The 18,280-nt window shown below is 38.7% G+C and carries 19 protein-coding genes and 1 tRNA gene; 5 read left to right on the top strand and 15 right to left on the bottom strand.

Translation table 11 applies throughout. From position 1 onward, the window contains the following. Positions 1–224: 224 nt before the first annotated feature. The 13 genes from flgL to DBO93_RS03375 all read right to left on the bottom strand — a co-directional run bounded on the left by flgL (position 225) and on the right by DBO93_RS03375 (position 13,161). A complete protein-coding gene (gene flgL / locus DBO93_RS03435) occupies positions 225–1,430 on the bottom strand; it encodes a flagellar hook-associated protein FlgL (RefSeq protein ID WP_108455077.1) in 1,206 nt (401 codons plus the stop codon). Between the two features lie 8 nt (positions 1,431–1,438). After that, entirely contained in the window at positions 1,439–3,439 is a 2,001-nt protein-coding gene (gene flgK, locus DBO93_RS03430) for a flagellar hook-associated protein FlgK (RefSeq protein ID WP_108455076.1), read from the bottom strand. Between the two features lie 52 nt (positions 3,440–3,491). Further along, the gene (gene flgJ / locus DBO93_RS03425; protein WP_108455075.1) at positions 3,492–4,484 is read right to left on the bottom strand and encodes a flagellar assembly peptidoglycan hydrolase FlgJ; all 993 of its coding nucleotides are present in this window, start codon (positions 4,482–4,484) and stop codon (positions 3,492–3,494) included. 17 nt (positions 4,485–4,501) lie between these two features. Beyond that, positions 4,502–5,596: a flagellar basal body P-ring protein FlgI gene (locus tag DBO93_RS03420; RefSeq protein ID WP_108455074.1), complete on the bottom strand. Its 1,095-nt coding sequence runs from the start codon at positions 5,594–5,596 to the stop codon at positions 4,502–4,504. Between the two features lie 12 nt (positions 5,597–5,608). Continuing rightward, positions 5,609–6,316, bottom strand: coding sequence for a flagellar basal body L-ring protein FlgH (flgH, locus tag DBO93_RS03415; protein WP_108455073.1), 708 nt, complete (start codon positions 6,314–6,316; stop codon positions 5,609–5,611). A gap of 16 nt (positions 6,317–6,332) precedes the next feature. Further along, entirely contained in the window at positions 6,333–7,121 is a 789-nt protein-coding gene (gene flgG / locus DBO93_RS03410; RefSeq protein ID WP_108455072.1) for a flagellar basal-body rod protein FlgG, read from the bottom strand. A 20-nt stretch (positions 7,122–7,141) separates the two neighbouring features. Next, positions 7,142–7,885 (bottom strand): flagellar basal-body rod protein FlgF, encoded by a 744-nt coding sequence (flgF, locus tag DBO93_RS03405; RefSeq protein ID WP_108455071.1) that lies wholly within the window; start codon positions 7,883–7,885, stop codon positions 7,142–7,144. Between the two features lie 471 nt (positions 7,886–8,356). Next, positions 8,357–9,733, bottom strand: coding sequence for a flagellar hook protein FlgE (gene flgE, locus DBO93_RS03400; RefSeq protein WP_108455070.1), 1,377 nt, complete (start codon positions 9,731–9,733; stop codon positions 8,357–8,359). 28 nt (positions 9,734–9,761) lie between these two features. Continuing rightward, a complete protein-coding gene (locus DBO93_RS03395) occupies positions 9,762–10,451 on the bottom strand; it encodes a flagellar hook assembly protein FlgD (RefSeq protein ID WP_108455069.1) in 690 nt (229 codons plus the stop codon). 18 nt (positions 10,452–10,469) lie between these two features. Beyond that, positions 10,470–10,889, bottom strand: coding sequence for a flagellar basal body rod protein FlgC (gene flgC, locus DBO93_RS03390; protein ID WP_108455068.1), 420 nt, complete (start codon positions 10,887–10,889; stop codon positions 10,470–10,472). A 2-nt stretch (positions 10,890–10,891) separates the two neighbouring features. After that, positions 10,892–11,290, bottom strand: a complete 399-nt coding sequence (flgB, locus tag DBO93_RS03385; protein WP_108455067.1) for a flagellar basal body rod protein FlgB — start codon at positions 11,288–11,290, stop codon at positions 10,892–10,894. Between the two features lie 65 nt (positions 11,291–11,355). Next, positions 11,356–12,186 carry a protein-glutamate O-methyltransferase CheR gene (locus DBO93_RS03380; protein WP_108457731.1) on the bottom strand — a complete coding sequence of 277 codons (831 nt, stop codon included), beginning with the start codon at positions 12,184–12,186 and terminating at the stop codon, positions 11,356–11,358. 39 nt (positions 12,187–12,225) lie between these two features. After that, positions 12,226–13,161: a chemotaxis protein gene (locus tag DBO93_RS03375; RefSeq protein WP_108455066.1), complete on the bottom strand. Its 936-nt coding sequence runs from the start codon at positions 13,159–13,161 to the stop codon at positions 12,226–12,228. A 266-nt stretch (positions 13,162–13,427) separates the two neighbouring features. Between DBO93_RS03375 and flgA the strand changes: the two genes are divergently transcribed. The 3 genes from flgA to flgN all read left to right on the top strand — a co-directional run bounded on the left by flgA (position 13,428) and on the right by flgN (position 14,885). Continuing rightward, positions 13,428–14,051: a flagellar basal body P-ring formation chaperone FlgA gene (gene flgA / locus DBO93_RS03370; RefSeq protein ID WP_239059101.1), complete on the top strand. Its 624-nt coding sequence runs from the start codon at positions 13,428–13,430 to the stop codon at positions 14,049–14,051. A gap of 74 nt (positions 14,052–14,125) precedes the next feature. Next, complete coding sequence (gene flgM / locus DBO93_RS03365; RefSeq protein ID WP_108455064.1) at positions 14,126–14,428, top strand: flagellar biosynthesis anti-sigma factor FlgM; 303 nt, start codon at positions 14,126–14,128, stop codon at positions 14,426–14,428. Positions 14,429–14,453: 25 nt separating this feature from the next. After that, positions 14,454–14,885 (top strand): flagellar export chaperone FlgN, encoded by a 432-nt coding sequence (gene flgN / locus DBO93_RS03360; RefSeq protein ID WP_239059100.1) that lies wholly within the window; start codon positions 14,454–14,456, stop codon positions 14,883–14,885. A 77-nt stretch (positions 14,886–14,962) separates the two neighbouring features. Here the strand turns inward: flgN and DBO93_RS03355 are convergent, their stop codons facing one another. Both DBO93_RS03355 and DBO93_RS03350 read right to left on the bottom strand, forming a co-directional pair. After that, entirely contained in the window at positions 14,963–15,427 is a 465-nt protein-coding gene (locus tag DBO93_RS03355; RefSeq protein WP_108455063.1) for an LPP20 family lipoprotein, read from the bottom strand. Between the two features lie 48 nt (positions 15,428–15,475). After that, a complete protein-coding gene (locus tag DBO93_RS03350; protein ID WP_108455062.1) occupies positions 15,476–16,123 on the bottom strand; it encodes a FlgO family outer membrane protein in 648 nt (215 codons plus the stop codon). A gap of 422 nt (positions 16,124–16,545) precedes the next feature. Between DBO93_RS03350 and DBO93_RS03345 the strand changes: the two genes are divergently transcribed. Both DBO93_RS03345 and DBO93_RS03340 read left to right on the top strand, forming a co-directional pair. Then, positions 16,546–17,748 (top strand): flagella assembly protein FlgT, encoded by a 1,203-nt coding sequence (locus DBO93_RS03345; protein WP_239059099.1) that lies wholly within the window; start codon positions 16,546–16,548, stop codon positions 17,746–17,748. Between the two features lie 191 nt (positions 17,749–17,939). Next, positions 17,940–18,015, top strand: a tRNA-Arg gene (locus DBO93_RS03340). Positions 18,016–18,280 lie beyond the last annotated feature (265 nt).

Genomic DNA, 18,280 nt, shown 5'->3' with positions numbered 1-18,280 from the left:
CCAACACTGTTTATTTCAGCCCATACCCTTAATTGCGAATTTATTACTAAAACAACTAATGCAATGTATTTGGACTTCATTGGCCTTAACAGCCAGTTTTGCGATTAAGGATTATCCCTTATAACGCCAATTTTAAGTTTTACTGATTAGATAAAAGCAACATTTGTACCAAAATTAACCAGCTCGATATAAATCCTCAATATAAACAGAAAAAACACAAAGTTTTATCGAATATAATTAAATAAATTTAACCCCTGTACCTGAGTAAAGGTTTGCTGTGCGGCTTGTAGCGCGACTTGCGACTGTTCAAATACAGATATTGCCTTGGCAAAATCTAAATCTTCAATAGACGAACGACCTGACGACAAATAGAGTTCAGTATCTAAATGATTACTTTTTTGACGGTCTATAACTTGTAAATTAATACCTGCCTCTGCTCGACGCGACGTTAAGTAGTTCATTGAATCGCTTAATTGCTCAATAATTTGATTAAAATCAACCTGTACTTGTGGGTCATCGCCAGCGCTTGCTTTATTATCAATCCAATCTATAGCCGATTTAATATTGTCAAAAACACTTATATCTTGCTCAGGTTTTAATGTGAATTTATCACCCGGCAATGGATTGCCGTTTAGCTTTACTTCTATACCGTTAAAGGCAATGGTTTGCCCTGGTATGTAGCCGTTAATAGTAGTAACGTTAGAGGCGCCATCGGTAATAGTGAGTTCAGTTGCCGAAATAAACTCAAAAGTAAAGTCGGCTGGGTTAGCAGTACTATCATAAACACTTGCATCGGCGACTACCGCGCGTTCAACACCTATACCTGAGTTATTAGTATTGTATGTAGCTGAAAAGTCACCAATAGCATTAGGCACTTTTTGAAAGACATGCTCACCACTTTGGTTACTCGCCATTGAGACATTTTTTGCTATTTGTAATTCTCTAACGCCATTATCGCCACGATAATCAACCGAGTTATCTGTTTGTATTACAAAAGGTGCATCGTCTATCTGATAACCTGCAAAAACGTAACCACCGGTTTCATCCTTAGTGTTAGCAATGTCGAGAATTTGTTGCAAACTTTGACTCGCCTGTTGGTAGATTGATGCAAGATCATCGGCTGAATACACGCCATTGTTGGCTTGTATCATTAAATCTTTTAGTTCATTCATAATACCTTCAGCATTTGCTAACGAGGTATCGATTAAACTATTGTGATTTTCAGCTTGAGTTATGTTTCGTTGGTACTTTTCAATATTGGCTAAATCATTTTTATATCCCGCTAACGTGCTATATGCCATGGCGTCGTCTTTCGCAGTTTCAACTCGCTTGCCAGACGAAAGGTTGCTCATTTGATCATTAACGCTACTTTGTTGATTAGACATTCGCATGCCGCTTTGATTATAAAACTGTGCTGTAGAAACACGCATAATAACTCCTATCTAGAGACCGCTAATAAGGTGTCGAATATAGTATTTGCCACTGAAATTATCTGTGACGACGCTTGGTAAGCTTGTTGGTATTTCAAAAGATTTGCCGCTTCTTCATCAAGGTTTACCCCAGAATTAGATTGATTACGGTTGTAAGCTTGAGTAAACAATGCTTGTGCTGTATCAGCAATTAGTTCAGCTGAACTCGCACTCGAGCCAACTTGGGCTGTAGCCGTGGCTAAAGCTTGGCTAAAGGTTTGTTTACCGCCGCCAAGAATTTGTTCTTCTTGTGTAGCGGCCATCAGTGTTGCATTACTGGCGTTACCTGAGCCAAAAGCATCAGCAATAGTAAACGTTTCACGCGCTAATGCGCCTTGACCAACAGGTAAACCTTCTATTTCAATTTGGAAAGCTGCAGCGGCTGGTGAAGGAGGCATATCAATCACAGCAGTTGCTCCTGCGGCAAAACTACCGCTGGCTATAGTGGCTGCTGGTGGCGGAGTTGCCGCATTAAAAACTCGATAACTAAATACATCCGGTGCACTTTCATACACATCAACCGTTAAATTTTCATTAGTGGTGTCGGTAAAAGAACGGGCGATTTCAGGGTCAGTAACATTAACAATACTTACTGAGCCATTGCTGACATTGTTATCACCCGCTTGCACTTCAATAGCGGAGCTCGCTGCAATGCCTTTGGGGTCATTAAGCGTTACTTTCATTAATGATGCGCTATTTTCTGTGGGGCGAAAGGTAAAGCTATCATTAGCGTTTGGAGTACCAGAGTTAACGGTAAACTCAAAGCCAAATTCTGTCGGGTAAACCCCAGGGGTTGTTTCTACTAATGTTGTTGTTGAACCATCACGAGTATTTGTCATGATATAATCACTGCCGTCGTATTTAACGGTGAACTCATTGGTTGGTACTAATGAAACATCGGTAATTTTGAGACTACCTTCCACATCACCTGAATTTTTTGATGATGATAAAACCCTTGAGTTTTGAAGCACCGTACTGTTGATATCGGTAAAAATGTTTTGACCTTGCTTTGCATTTAGATCCAAACCTTGAGCTTGCGATTGATTTAATGTTTGTGAAACGGCCATCGCTAAACGATTAAGCTCATTACGCGCTTGCGTAACATGTTCGTCACGATATTCAATTTTAGCGGCAATGGCTCCACCAAGTTTTGACGCATCAAGGGCGACTTTACCGTTACGACTATTTAACTGTAATTTTGTTTGTAATGGATCGGGATTACCCGCTTCAACACTGACGGTTAACGGCGTAATTCCGGCAACTAATGTGGCACCATTACCGATCATCACGGTCATCACGCCATAAGTATCTTCAATGGTGCTAACCGAGGTATATTCACCTAATTCATTAACGAGTTGATCACGTTTATCTAATAATTCATTCGGCTGACCCGTTTGGTTTATATCTTTATTCTGTAAAATCTGTTCGTTGATTTTTGCTAAGTCGAGTGAAATTTGAGAAATTTTACTCGCCATTTGTTCTATTTCGCTATTAGTCGACTTTTCAAGTTGATCTAAGTTGTTATTTAGACTGTTGAAATCTTGTGCTAATACTTTGGCTTGGCTAAGAGCAATATTACGTATGCCAATATCATTTGGGTTGTCGGCTATACCATTAACGGCTTGATAAAAACGCTGAATTGAGCCATCAATTGCTTCACTGGAAAATGACATTATTTCGTTTAATTGATTAAGGTCTAAACTAATAGAATCAGCATTACCCAAATTACTTTTATTGAGTAATTGTTCTTTATAGGAGAATTGATCGTACAGGCGTGTAATGTCTTGAACATAAGTGCCAGAGCCAACAAAATTACCGCCGTTATAATTGCCTACAGCAGTAGCCTGTTCAGCACGCTGACGGGTATAGCCTTCGGTATTAACGTTAGCAATGTTATTTCCTGTAGTCGCTAACTGTTGTTGTGCGGCTAGTAAACCACTTACACCAGTTTGATACAGATTAATCGACATGACCTAAACTCCTACAGTAACCTTAATTTCAACAGTGAAATTAGCGGTGATCTTATTTGTTTAATAAGCCAGTTACTGTCCGAAGTGTTCCCATTATCTTTTTAGCGTAATTTGGGTCGGTAGCATAACCAGCACTCTGTAGGTTATGCAAAAATTGCTCCACATCTGTAGATTTTTCTAAAGCACCTTGATAGCGCTCACTTTGCGTTAATAAATTCAAGTAATCATTAACACTTTCTCCGATAGATTCATAAACCCTAAAAGGTTCGCGTTTTTTCACCATAGCACCATCTTCAAACTCTAAGGTTTCTTTATGAACCTTCTCGCCAGTCCAGCGGCTATCAGCTTTAATGTTAAATAAATTATTTGAGCTTTCGCCAGAATTGGTTTTAATAATTTTTTGGCCCCAGCCCGTTTCTAGAGCCGCTTGAGCAATAACCACTTCAAAAGGGACATTTATTTTGTCTTGCACACGTTTAGCGTCTGTAGTTAATGCAGTAACAAAATCTTTGGGTTCTGTAAATGTAGGACTTTGCAGCAAGTTAGCTGCTTGAGCGGCAATAGAGCCATTAGTTTGACGATCTTTATTAGGATCCTGATTCGCTGACGAGTCTTTGACTACGCTATTAGGACTGACCAATGAAGGTTCGCTAATGCGTACACTGCCGCGACTATCCAGGTTGCCGTCACTGCGTAATATTGTATGAGGCGTAAAGTTTTCACTGTCGCCACCAAGTTGGCGAACAATTAACGGTGCAAGACCTAAAGCGCCATTATTAGAAAGTTCGAGCGACATTTGTTGGTCATGCATGTCACGATAGAACTTGGTTGACTCAGAGTTCAGCGGGCTGTCTGCCTCTAACACGGCTTGCGCTTTACGCATGCTTTTCATCAGCATTTGCATAAAAATAGCTTCAAACTGCTTTGCAGCTTGTTCTAATGCATCTTTTTTACTGGCACTATCACCCGACTTAGCGTCTTGACGAATCGAGTTTAAGCCGTTTATGTCTAAAAAATTTTGTGCATCTGCAATACGTGTTGTCATAGTAACTCCATTGATCATTAAATAATGATCAAATTCCCACGTAAAGCGCCAGCTTGATCTAACGCTTCAAGTATGGCCATAACATCACCAGGGCCAGCACCAACTTGGTTTATCGCCCGTACTAATGCATCTAAAGTGACACCGGGGTCAAAAACAAACATACGTGAATCGTCTTGTTTAACGTCAATAATGGATTGATTCGTTGCCACTGTTTCGCCTGCTGCAAAAGCGTTAGGCTGCGAAACCGCTTCAATCTCATTAATGGTAACCGTAATACCGCCATGAGTTATTGCTGCAGGCAGTAAACGCACATCAGCACCAATAACAATGGTACCAGTACGTGAATTAACAATAATTTTTGCTGACGGTGAGCCCGGTTCAAACTCTAAGTTTTCTAAGGTTGACAAAAAACTAACGCGATCAGCGGCATCTCTTGGGGCGGTAACTTGTACTGAGGCAGCATCTATTGCGCGTGCTGAGCCAGAAATTAAGTTATTAATGGTGTCTGAAAGTCGTTTTGCGGTAGTAAAATCAGCATTGTGGAGATTAAATGTAATATGATCGCCAGAGGTAAATGGCGATAACACTTCTCGCTCAACCATAGCACCGTTGGCAATTCGTCCAACCGTTGGCGTATTAGCAATGACTTTTGAGCCATCGAGCCCTTCAGCACCTAAACCACTTACAATTAAACTTCCTTGAGCAACGGCATACGCATTGCCATCAAGCCCCATTAATATCGTTTGAATTAATGTACCGCCACGTAAGCTTTGTGCGCTACCCATTGAAGAAACTGTAACATCAATTTTTTGACCTGGTTTTGAAAACGCAGGTAATTCAGCATGTACGGCCACAGCAGCAACATTCTTAATTTTAGGCTTTAAGTTTGCTGGCATGGTAATACCAAAATTGCTAAGCATGGTTTTAAAGCTTTGCTCAGTAAAAGGGCTTTGCTCGCCTGTGCCAGGTAAACCTACCACTAAGCCATAACCAATAAGTTGGTTGCTTCGCACACCAGCCACATCGGCTAAATCTTTAATACGCTGAGCATTTGCTTCGGGTAAAAAAAGCAATACGGTTAAACAAACGAAACTATATAAATATTTTTTCATCATATTTTCCTACTAAATTGGCCACCATGAACTACTGAAAAACTTAGACAACCAACCTTGTTCTTGAACATCGGCAAAGCTTCCTGTGCCTGCATACTCAATACGTGCATTGGCAACTTTGCTAGAGGTAACGGTATTACCTGAGCTAATATCTTGTGACCGTACAATGCCGGTTAGGCGAATAAACTCATCACCATTATTTAGAGACATCCATTTTTCACCACGGATCATCAAGTTACCATTTGGTAATACACGTAAAACATGCACAGATATATTGCCAGATAAACTATTACCTTGATTTGCTTTAGAGTCACCTGAAAAGTCAGACGATTGGTTATAGCCAAATTGTATGGCCTTGTTATCAAAATTTATTGCTGCTCCACCAAACCCAGTAATAGGACTTAGCGACGCATTATTATCTTTGGATAACTCAGTTTTTGCACTTTTTTGTGATTGAGTACTTTCACTCAAAATGACAGAAATAATATCGCCAACACGGTGCGCTTTAGAATCTGAATAAATATTATTAACATAGTTCAGCTTAAAAAGTGATCCCGTTGGTACTAATGGTTCGTCTTCCATTTCAGGTAAAATGGGTGCGAAATCAGGATCATTTGGCAATGTTCTTGCCTGCTCAACACTGGCACAGCCAGTAAACAATATGGCGACTATGCTTACCTTTACTATGGTAAAAAATAACGAATGAATTTTGCCGTTCATGATACCTTCCTCAACTTTATAATTGCTGATTAATGTAGCTAAGCATTTGGTCAACCGCAGAAATAACTTTTGAGTTCATTTCATAAACACGCTGACTTTCAATCAGGTTAACTAACTCTTCTGTAGTATTAACATTGGAAGTTTCTAGCGCACCTTGCACTAATAGGCCGTAACCTTCTAAGCCTGGAACACCTTCTTGTGGCGCACCACTGACTGATGTTTCAACGTATAAGTTTTGCCCAATTGGCTCTAAACCGGTTGGGTTAATAAAGTTAACGGTATTAATTTGTCCAACCACAGCAGGTTCAGCTTGGCCTTGCAAAGTGACAGAAACTTCACCGTCTTGTGAAACGATGATACTTAATGCATCTTCAGGTACGGTAACTTGCGGTTGTAATAAATAACCTGCGCCCGGCGTAACAATATTACCTTCTTCGTCCATGGTAAATTGGCCGTTGCGTGAATAAGCAGACGAGCCGTCTGGCATTAAAATTTCAAACATACCTTCGCCTTGAATCATCAGATCCAATGCATTATCAGTATTAAGCATGTCACCTTGGGTATGAATTTTTTGTGTTGCTACCACTTTGGTACCCGCACCTAACATTAACCCTGACGGCATTTCAGTATCTTGCGCTGAACGACCACCTGGTTGGTTAATATTTTGATAAAGTAAGTCTTCAAATACCGCGCGGCTCTTTTTAAAACCAATAGTACTGGCGTTCGCCAAGTTGTTAGATATAACCGCAATTTCTTTTGTTTGCGCATCTAAGCCTGTTTTACTAATCCATAATGCTGGGTTCATACATCACCTCAAAAATTTATTTAGAACGCTCGTAATAATGAAGATGCACTTGAATCAATTTCTTCGGCAGTTTTCATCATTTTTAACTGCATTTCAAATTGACGTTGCAGTGCGATCATGTCAGTCATTTCACTGATAGGGTTTACGTTGCTTGACTCTAATGAACCACTCGCTACTGATACGGTAATATCAGCCGGTTCATTGTTGCCGTCTTTTCGACGAAATAGGCCATCGTTACCTTTTTCTAGTAAGCGACTGTCAGGATTAACCAATTTCAATCGTCCAACTTCATCTTGCACTGAAGCGGGAGCACCTTCTGGTTGAACCATAATTGTTCCGTCACCGGCAATATTAATATTATTCACCGGTAGCGGTATGAACACAGGTCCACCATCACCGATAACTAAATCACCATTAGACGTTTCCAATGCGCCATTTTCATTTAACTTTAATTGACCATTGCGGGTGTAAGCTTCACTGCCATCTTTTGTTTGTACGGTTAGCCAGCCTTGTCCTTGAATAGCAACATCAAGATCGCGCCCAGTGGTAAGTAAAGCTCCACTGTCAAAGTTTTGGCCTGCTCGTTCGGTCATTGAAAACACGCGAGAAGGTAAACCTTCACCGAAAGCTTGCATTGCTCTAGCATTAGCTAAATCAGCTTTAAAGCCCGTTGTTTTGGCGTTAGCGAGATTATTAGCAGTGACTGATAAGGCTTGCATATTCTGCTTCGCACCGCTCATGGCGATATATAGCATCTTATCCATAATGAACTTCACCCAATAATAGTTATAATATTTGAACTGTTGCAAATAAAGTGCCAGATACGAAAGCGCAGAGGTGAGGTAACAAACAAGCGATGAACTTTAGCTGGTGATATTTAGGCAATAATATAAGCGTATGGGATAAATGAACTGCAAAATCAGGGTGATGTAATAAAGCGATGGCTTAAACGATTTATTAGAAGATAACGAGATAGCACAAAAATAATACTGACTTTGGTAAAGTAGTCGTTTTACCGTCAATAAATAGTGTGCCTTTAGCAATTTTGCTAAATACTAATAAGGTTCTCACTCTCCTTAACATTTAGCATGCCTAAGAGGTTTCAGTTCCTGATTGATTTAGACGATATTGCAGACATAAAAAAGCCAGATATCAAGGTATGATTATCTGGCTTTTTATATTCAAATTCAGCAAAGGAATTAACTATCCATTCAAATGACTAAACGCTATTCAAATTAACGAATCTGTAAAATAGTTTGGTTCAGTTGATTATCAACTTCGAGTGCTCGCGAGTTCGCTTGGAAGTTTCGTTGAGCAGAAATCAAATCAATCAATTCTGACGTTAAGTTAACGTTAGATTGCTCTAAAGCTGAAGAGTTTATGGTACCAAAAGTACCTGATCCACCTTCACCTGCTAGTGCTTCACCTGAAGTTATACTTTCTTTCCAAGAGGTACTACCTACTTGCTTTAAACCTTGTTCATTGGCAAAGTTTACCATAGCAATTCGTGATAATGGCTCTGATGTACCATTACTATAAGTTGCTCTAACTAAACCATCAGTACCGATATCAATCCCCGTTAAACGACCAACAGCTAGACCATCTTGTTGTAAAGAAGTTACTTCAAAGTTAGACGCAAACTGAGTTGGTTCATTTGGATTTGGACCTAAGGGATCTAGGTTAAAGTCAATTTTAATTGTTTGTGAAGTATCTGCACCATTAGGTAAATGATTACTAAAATCTGAAGTAATAATACCACCATTAGCTGCTGTTGGAATTTGAGATTGAAAGTCACCAGATGAATCGAAAACTAATCTCGCACCAACCAATCCACCACCTGCAGATAATGGACCTGATATATCACCTCCAACCGGGTTAGTTCCACCACCTGCAGGGTCTTCAAGATCAATAGGCTTGCCATCAACAGAAGCAAAAAGCATCCATTCATTGGGATTTACACTTGGATCATCTTTAATAAAATAATAAGTCATTACATGGCTATCACCTAATGAATCGAAGATAGTTACCGATGTAGAATGATTAAATGTTAATGGATCTTCAGGGTCAAAGTTACCTGGAGCTGATGATATATAAGAGTCACCGGCAGGCAAATTCATTCTGATATCAACTTCTGATGATTTCTGTGGCGCACCTGAAGCCGTTGGTATACGAATTGGCTCAGCGGTACTTAAACTTACTGAAGCAGAGGTTCCATCAGCATTTACTGGAAAGCCAAGTAGATGACCACCCTGCGAGTTTACAATAAAGTTGTCTTGATTTAGTTTAAATTGCCCGGCTCGTGTATATGAGGTTTCTAAGCTGTTTAACTCAGGCACTGTGGCAAAAAAGCCATTACCGGTAATCGCTAAATCTAGCGAGTTATTGGTAAACTTGATGCTACCTTGTGAAAATTGCTGAGCAACTTCTGCTGTCAAAACACCGTCACCAACTTTAGTTTTGCTAGAAGATAAAAGCGAAGCCGCATAAACGTCAACGAATTCTGCACGTGATTCTTTAAAGCCTGTGGTGTTTACATTGGCTATGTTGTTGGATGTTACATCCAAATCTTTCTGAGCTGCGTTTAATCCGCTCAACGCTACATTAAATGACATAATTTCACCTCATATAAAAAATGATTGCTTAACCTTGAGAAACTTCAACTACATCTGAAAGTTTCATGGTGCTACCACCATTAAGGTTTAATAAAATACTTCCACCGCTACCGGCTAAAGTGACACTGTCGACTTTACGATAAGTCATCGCTTGCAATTCTGATGCGTTACCTTCAACTAAGCCGGCAACACGAAAACGATATGCACCTTCTGGAGCAGGTTCACCGTTAGACGTTTGACCATCCCAAGTGAAAGTAAATTCACCTGATGCAACACTACCTACAGGTACCGTTTGAATAATTTCACCGGCAACATTCTCTACGTAAATATTGACATTACTTGCCGGTTGGTCGGTAACTAATTTACCTTTTACCGATTGCCCTTCTTCCATACCAAATACGTTATCTTCAACAAGTACACTGCGACCCACAAGCGACGAAGCTTGTAGAGCTTGGCTAGAAGACATTGAAGCAGCAAAACTGGTAAATTGATCGTTTAACTTTGTCACTCCATCAGTGGTCGAGAAAGCGGTCATCTGAGATATCATCTCATTGTTTTCAACTGGCTTGGTAGGGTCTTGATTCGACAGTTCTTGAGTAAGTAACGCAAAGAAATCTGCTTGCGTTAACATTCCTCGGTCTTCGTCTGCCTCAGGAGTATTGTTCTCCTGTTGCCAGCGGATGTTATCTAATGGGCTAGAGCCAGATACTGTTTCCATGATAGTTCCTATTTAACCTTAGCGTTGACCAAGTGTTAGCGTTTTAGTTAGCATACTTTTTGCTGACTCCGCTATTTGCACATTGGTTTGATATGAACGAGAAGCAGAAATCATGTTAGTCATTTCTTCAATAACATTTACGTTCGGCTTGTAAATATAACCCTCACCATCGGCCATTGGATGGTCAGGAGCATATTCAATATTAAGCGGCTTGTTACTTTCAACAACACCAAGTACCTGAACACCAACCGACTCATTTTGTCCAGCGGCAGCTTTTTGCATCTCAGCGGCAAAAACTGGGTGACGTGCACGATATGTTTGATCGATACTACTGCTAACACTATCAGCATTAGCAATATTACTAGCCGTAGTATTTAAGCGGACAGACTGTGCGCTCATACCCGAACCAGATATAGAAAATACATTAAATAGGCTCATTTTTATTGCCCTCCAGTAATTGCTTTTCTCAAGCCTTTTATGCTTCCGTTAAGAAATTGTAGGCTTGCTTGATATTGCATAGAGTTTTCTAGATACAAGTTTCGTTCCACTTGTACATCTACACTGTTTCCGTCACCTGTATCAGTTTGGTTTGGTGTACGAAAACCCACGCCGTTATTGAGCTCCATACGAACATCGAAATGTTTTTCATTGGTACGAGTCATGCCTGTTTGTTGCTTTGAGGCTGCTTGTTCTAATGCGGCTTTGAAATCCATTCCTTTGGCTTTGTAGCCAGGTGTATCAGCATTGGCAATATTGCCGGCAATGATCTCCGCACGTTGTGCACGAATCTGTAAGCTTTGCGGGTAAATACCAAATGCTTTTTCAAAACTAATAGCCATAAAAAAATACCTCCGTATGAATGAAGGTATTTATTCAAGATTTATGCCAGAGGTTTAAAGAGAGGTTACTTTTTTTGGTAAACGATACCGGGATTGCAACGAAGCATATTAAAATCTTGGCTAATACCTGATAGAGATTCAGAGGCTCCAAGAAATAAGTAACGGTCTGTATTGAGGGTGCCATGAATTTGAGAAATTATTTTTGATTTTAACTCGGGAGAGAAGTAAATCAATACGTTACGACAAAAAACCACATCAAATCGCCCCATTATACTGTAACTGTTTAACAGGTTTAGTTGACGAAAACTGACCATGTTTTTAATCACATCTTTGAGTTTTAACATGCCATTATCACTGGTTTCAAAAAACTTTCTTTTGCGTTCAGCAGATAAGCCTCGCGATAAAGCTAAATTGTCATAATGTGCATGCTTGCAGTGTTCTAACATGGTATTTGAAATATCAGTGCCAATAATTTGAACACCACCTGGAAATGCACCGGGATTATTTTTTTGAAATTCATAAATAACCATAGCGATTGAATATGGCTCTTGCCCTGAAGAACTAGCTGCTGACCATATTTTTAATGGTGTTTTCTGATTTTTAAACTCTGCCAATATACGATTTTTTAACAATTCAAAAGGATACTCGTCACGAAACCATAGCGTTTCATTGGTAGTCATAGCGTCAATAACTGCCGCCTGCAGTTGCCGTTTAGCCGGATTAAGTGTTTGCAATACAAGCTCTGACAATGATTTGATGTCAAACCTTTCCATCAGAGGAGATAATCGACTTATCACTAGGTACTGCTTATTCTCACCTAAAACGATGCCACATTGTTGCTCTAGAAAAATGCGAAATTTATCATAGCTTTTATTATCTAGTTGCTTGGCTAACACTCGCAATAATCCACCTTTATTGAATAATACAAATACGGATTAAGTAACTTCATTATGTTTTAACCACTTTTTAACGGCTATCGCTAGCTCATCGGGGTGAAACTTAGGAATAAAGTCTTCAGCGCCCACTTTCTCAACCATGGCATTATTAAAAACACCACTTAACGAGGTATGTAATATTACCGGCATCTTTTTTAACTTGTCGTTGTTTTTAATTTCTGCAGTGAGTGTATAACCGTCCATTTCTGGCATTTCAATATCAGAAATCAATAATGCCACTTTTTCAGTGATATTATTTTGACACCCTTCAGCAATTTTGTGCAATTGATCAAGGGCATCTTGACCATTTTTTGCCAATAGCATGGTTAGTCCAAGCGGCTCAAGTGCTCGTTTAACTTGATTACGTGCCACAGATGAATCATCAGCGATCATAATAACTCGCTCACCAATTTGTTCGCCAACGCTAGAATCGGCAATACCTTCACTTAAATTAGTTGAAATAGGACTAATTTCATTGAGGATTTTTTCAACATCAAGAATCGATACCATTTCGTTATCAATTTCAGTCACTGCAGTTAAATAACTAGATTTACCCGCACCTTCAGGTGGTGGCATCATGTCTTTCCAGCTCAACGTAACAATACGTTCAACACCCGCAACAAGAAAGCCCTGCACGCTTCGGTTGTATTCAGCAATAATAACGAAACTACTTTCTGTTTGAACAATATCTGGACCTCCGGTCGCTTTACTTAAGTCTATTACGGAGATAGTTTGACCACGAATATGGGCCACACCTTTGATAAACTTGTCTTGCTTAGGTAATTGAGTCAACCTTGGGCATGGCATAACTTCTCGTACTTTAAATACGTTAATACCAAAGTGTTGGCGTCCAATAAGTTTAAATAGCAGCAGCTCTAATCTGTTTTGTCCGACTAATTGAGTGCGCTGATTAACTGAGTCTAGTATGCCTGTCATAAGAAACCTCTTTGGTATGCCATTGCAAATATAACAAAGGCACGATTCTTGATTGTACAATCATTAAAACCACTAATGTCTGTGCATAACGTAAATACTTTGACGTTATGTATATTAATTTAAGTTGAGTTGATTTTAGTTAACTAAATTAAGCTTAGACGAGTATTTTTATTTCCCTAGCATTCAAATAAGAAATTATGAGCCAATTAAAGATAATATTAACAATAGCCCTTATATACATAGCCATAGTTAATTCGAGTTCAGCCATGACGTTTGATCGGGAGTATCTCTATAACTTCATCAAAAAACATGTCGAGAATAACGTGAGTTTACCTGCTCAAGGAAAGCTAAATGTCGAAGTATCTGAAATAGATCCTCGCATTTCATTACAATCTTGTGTGTCACCATTAACGGCAAATATACCTGAAAACCATAACGGTAGAAACGTAAATGTTAAAATTGTTTGTTCCGACGAAAATTCTTGGTATTTATATATACCGGTAAAAATTCAAACAATAGTGCCTGTTGTAGTGACACGAATGCGCGTCAGCAAAGGTACTTTACTCAGTCAAAGTAATATAGAACTTATATTTAAAGACTCAGGGCAAATTCGAGGGGCAGTGATGACAGATCCAAGCCTTGCCACTGGGGTGCGCACCAAAAGAAATTTATCTCAAGGTAGCGTTATAACAAATAAAAACACCTGCTTTGTTTGTAAAGATGAGCCTGTGAATATCATTGCTAAGTCAGATAGCTTTGAGATTAAGTCGTTTGGCGTTGCGTTAGACGACGGCAGCTTAGGTGAAATTATATCCGTGCGAAATAAGCAATCTGGACGAATTGTTCAAGGGCAAGTTAGCGCTATTAACCAAGTCGTAATTAATTTATAATAATTGCTTAAGTTTTCTGCTGTTTTGCCGATAAAAGGTTAGAAACCAATAACTGTTGTAAGTAGGATACAATAATGGCTATTAATATCAATAACTTGAGTAACACCAACCAAGTAAAGCAACAAGTTCAAACTAAACAGCAAGTTAGCGAAAATGCAAATACATCGCAACAAGCTAAATTAGCACCTCGCGATTCGGTGTCAATTACCCCACAAGCAAAACAGATGACTGAGTTGCAAAAAAAGGCAGCTGACTCACCAGTGCTAAACCAGAAAAAAATAGCTGAATTAAAAGATGCTATTGCATCTGGTGATTATAAAGTTAATCCTGAAAAACTAGCAGCGAGTATTGCTAACTTTGAATTTGATCTCAACTAACTCGTAAGAATTAAAGGAGTAATAAGTGTCTGAAAAAATAACACCGCAACAATTGATCTCTCAACAGTTATCTCAGTTGATGCAACTAGAAACGTTATTAAATACAGAGAAAGACGTCCTTCAGAAACAAAACCCTGATGCACTTATTAGTATTACCTCAGATAAAAACAACTTACTGATAGCGATTCAAGAAATTGACAATGCTATAGGACAAAGTTTTGAGTTCAAACAAGAAAAGTTAGCTGGTAATTTCGACACAGAGTTAGCCGATATTGAAGCGTGTTTAGTCCGCTGTAAAAAACAAAACCAAATTAATGGTTTAATCATTCATCAGTCTCAACTCTCAGTTGAACGAATGAAAACCTCTTTATTAGAAAATCATAATAAGTCATCAATGACTTATGATAGCAAAGGAAAAACCTCTGGTGGGCTGAGTAGCCTAGGGTTAAAAGCTTAAGCACTTTTATTTTGAATTTATACCTAAAAAAACCAGCGAAAGCTGGTTTTTTTAGGTATAAATTTCAGCCACTAATGCTAATAATAAGTGATATGCTTTATTTCTTGACGGTTAGACGATGCATTATAAATTTCATATACATCTTTAAAGTCTAAGCTTAACTCTGTTGTGTAACTGTCACCAACAGGGTAACTTTTTACAACTTTAGCGCCACGAATAATACCTTGTACCGAAGCCTTTAGTAGTTGGTTATCTACCACTAAATTAGACATAGTGGTTTTGCCATCAATACTTTGCCCATAAACTTGTTCTGCAAGCTCAGCATAGGCAGCAATTTTTGACGCTTTCATTGCCATTAACATACGTTGTGTTTTGTCTGTTGAGTTTTGCAAACTAATTGGCGCTTGGCCAATAGCCGTTAATACAGGAAATTGCTCTGGCTTTACATTTTGCCATTCAACATGTCTATCAAACACCGAAGAACATGCGCTCAAAACTATAGCACTTAAAAAAATTGCGATATTATTGCGTAAAGTATTCATATTCACCTTCGATATTATCATTCTCATCATTGGAGTATTACTTCTGTATTATTTCTGTATAGCAATTGCACGAGCATCATCAGCTAGCATTGCGCTGTCACGTATGATCATGCCATCTTTCATTTTAACATTATCATCATTTTTAAAGTCATCGCCTACAACCCAAGCCGGAATAAAAGACTGAGCAGTTGCAACAACAACACGTGATTGCATACCTATCATCCGAGCATTAACTAAAACCCCTGCTTCTTGTTGCATCATGGTTCCGGTCACTACATAGTCAATTATCTGACGTTCAGGTAATTCTTTCCAATCTCGGCTAAAAACATAGTCACCATCTTCAGTAACTCGAATATGCCCAGTAGTTTTAAAATCAATAACCACTAAGCCATGTCGCTGCATTTCATGAACAAAGCTTTCAGATAGTTGATTACCAAGCCAATTGGTTGATTCTAAATTTTTTAAATCCACAAATGACGCAATGGCAATTGGCGTTTTAGGATTTACAAATGTACTACTTTCCAACATTTGATATGCCAAACCTTTAACTACATCGTTTATTGCATGACGAGGTAACGCAAAGCTGTCAATTTCTTGTTTATCAACGTAATTAGAACCATAAAAATCATTGTTTTTGGTTTTTACAGAACACGCCATAAGTGTCGGTATTAGTAATGCTATAAGCCAATTTTTCATTGAGCTATCCTCAATTAATACAAATATCATAAAATTAATACAAATAACAAAGCATGATCCGCGCCAATATTTAAATTTAACTTGGCTTCATCAATATTAGATTAAAAACCAAACAGTATATGAATAAAAGATACCAGAGGAATTATTAATAACACTCTACTGATGCCTATTTGCTTACCTAATCGATTACCTAGTAGAACGCCTAAATAAAAGGCAAACCTCTCTGCTTATATTATAGAGTGATACCAAGTTGTGTATTCTCCAATGAATACCACCTAAAACTTTACCCTGTGTTTTAACACTGGGGGACATAAAAATACCACGTTTATCAACTCATATAATAGTGAACTAAATTAGCTAGGTAATAGCTTTACCAACATTGGTTTATATTTAAAGTATTAGTAGGCACAAAAAGTGCATATTTGAATAGAGAAATCGATCCACTATTAAAAGAGATATTTATGCGCTTAAGTTCAATTTGCCTTTGCTTTGCTTTATTCAGTAGTGCCAGTTTTGGACAATGGTATGAATCGCAAGGTGTGGCGAGCATAAAAAATGGTGATAATAAAGCAGCCAAAGCTCAAGCGATGCAAAATGCACTAAAAAAAGCGTTGTTGGTTGCAGGTGCTTCTGTATCAAGTGTACAACAAGTCGTTAACGGCTTACTCACCCAAGATCAAATAAGCATACGAGCCAGTGGCAGTGTTAATTCATTAGCCTTGATCAGTGAAACCTACAACGACGACTTTGTAACAGTTACTATTCGAGCTGATATTTTCCCACAAGAAAAAAAATGTTTTGCCGCTGATTATAAAAAATCGATGTTACTTACTCGTAGTAATATATTGCATCGAGAACAAGCCAATATTGGTAGTATTTATGCACTTGATAAAACATTAATTAAAAAGCTCGCCAGTAAAATACAGCAGCAAGGGATATATCTAGACACTAAGTTAGCGCTGCAAACCAAAACAGAATTTTCACGATACAATCAAAGCTTGCAAGCTCAAAGCTTAAAAAATTTAGCGATGTCGTTAGCTAATATGTCAGACAGCCAATATGTTTTATTTTCAGAAATTCAAGACCTATCTATGGCGGATGATGAAAACAATGATTGGCAATTCTGGCAAAAAAATATTTATCAACGCCAATTTAATATCGCACTCTATGTTCACGATGGCACCACAGGTGAAAGAATTCTAGATAAACATTATCAAAGTTCTGCGCCATGGGATTTTGATAAGCGTAAACATATTGATGTAACTAGCCAAAACTTTTGGCAGAGTGAATATGGCCAACAAATAAACCTGTCTTTAGATGACATGGTGCGAGATATCGACGAAAACATGATGTGTCAGCCAACCCAAGGTCGCATCGTGCAAGTTCAGGGTAATTCAATTACTTTTAACTTAGGCAAAAGACACGGGGTGCAAGTGGGTGATGAGTTCTCTTTACTGCATTTCAATAACTTTGTCAGTGATGATAAACGCACATACACCGGCTTTAATATTAGTCCTTATAAAGTGATTGTTACCTCAGTAAGCCAAGATAGTGCCCATGCAACAACGGCAGCACAACACGTATTAGACAATATACAAATAAATGACTTAGCCGTAAGATATTAAACAATAAGTTAAGAGTTCATTGAAAGGATGAATTCAACTGCTATTAATTAAGCCTCTGTTAGTGTTAATTTTATTTGATTTTTTTGAATACAAATTAATAAAATAGTTGTAGCATACTTGGGCTTTAAATAGCATTTCACTGCTCTGGGCTAGTTAATAATGCGTGGTGATAATCAAACTACTTGCGCTTTGTCCTCATAGTTTAACTGGATAAAACTGTGGCCTCCTAAGCCGCTGCTCCAGGTTCGAGTCCTGGTGGGGACGCCAGTAATTGCTTTTAGTAAGCCTCAATAGATCATTTTAAAACGGTTAATATCGTATTACGGCATCGTTTACCGTCGTTCCTTGACGTCCTGTCACCACGACATACCGTACATCCTGTTCCGTCGTTCCTTGACGTCCTGTCACCACGACATACCGTACATCCTGTTCCGTCGTTCCTTGACGTCCTGTCACCACGACATACCGTACATCCTGTTCCGTCGTTCCTTGACGTCCTGTCACCACGACATACCGTACATCCTGTACATAA

It is taken from the genome of Colwellia sp. Arc7-D (assembly GCF_003061515.1).
GTDB lineage: Bacteria > Pseudomonadota > Gammaproteobacteria > Enterobacterales > Alteromonadaceae > Cognaticolwellia.
This window is presented reverse-complemented; position numbering and strand designations above follow the sequence as displayed.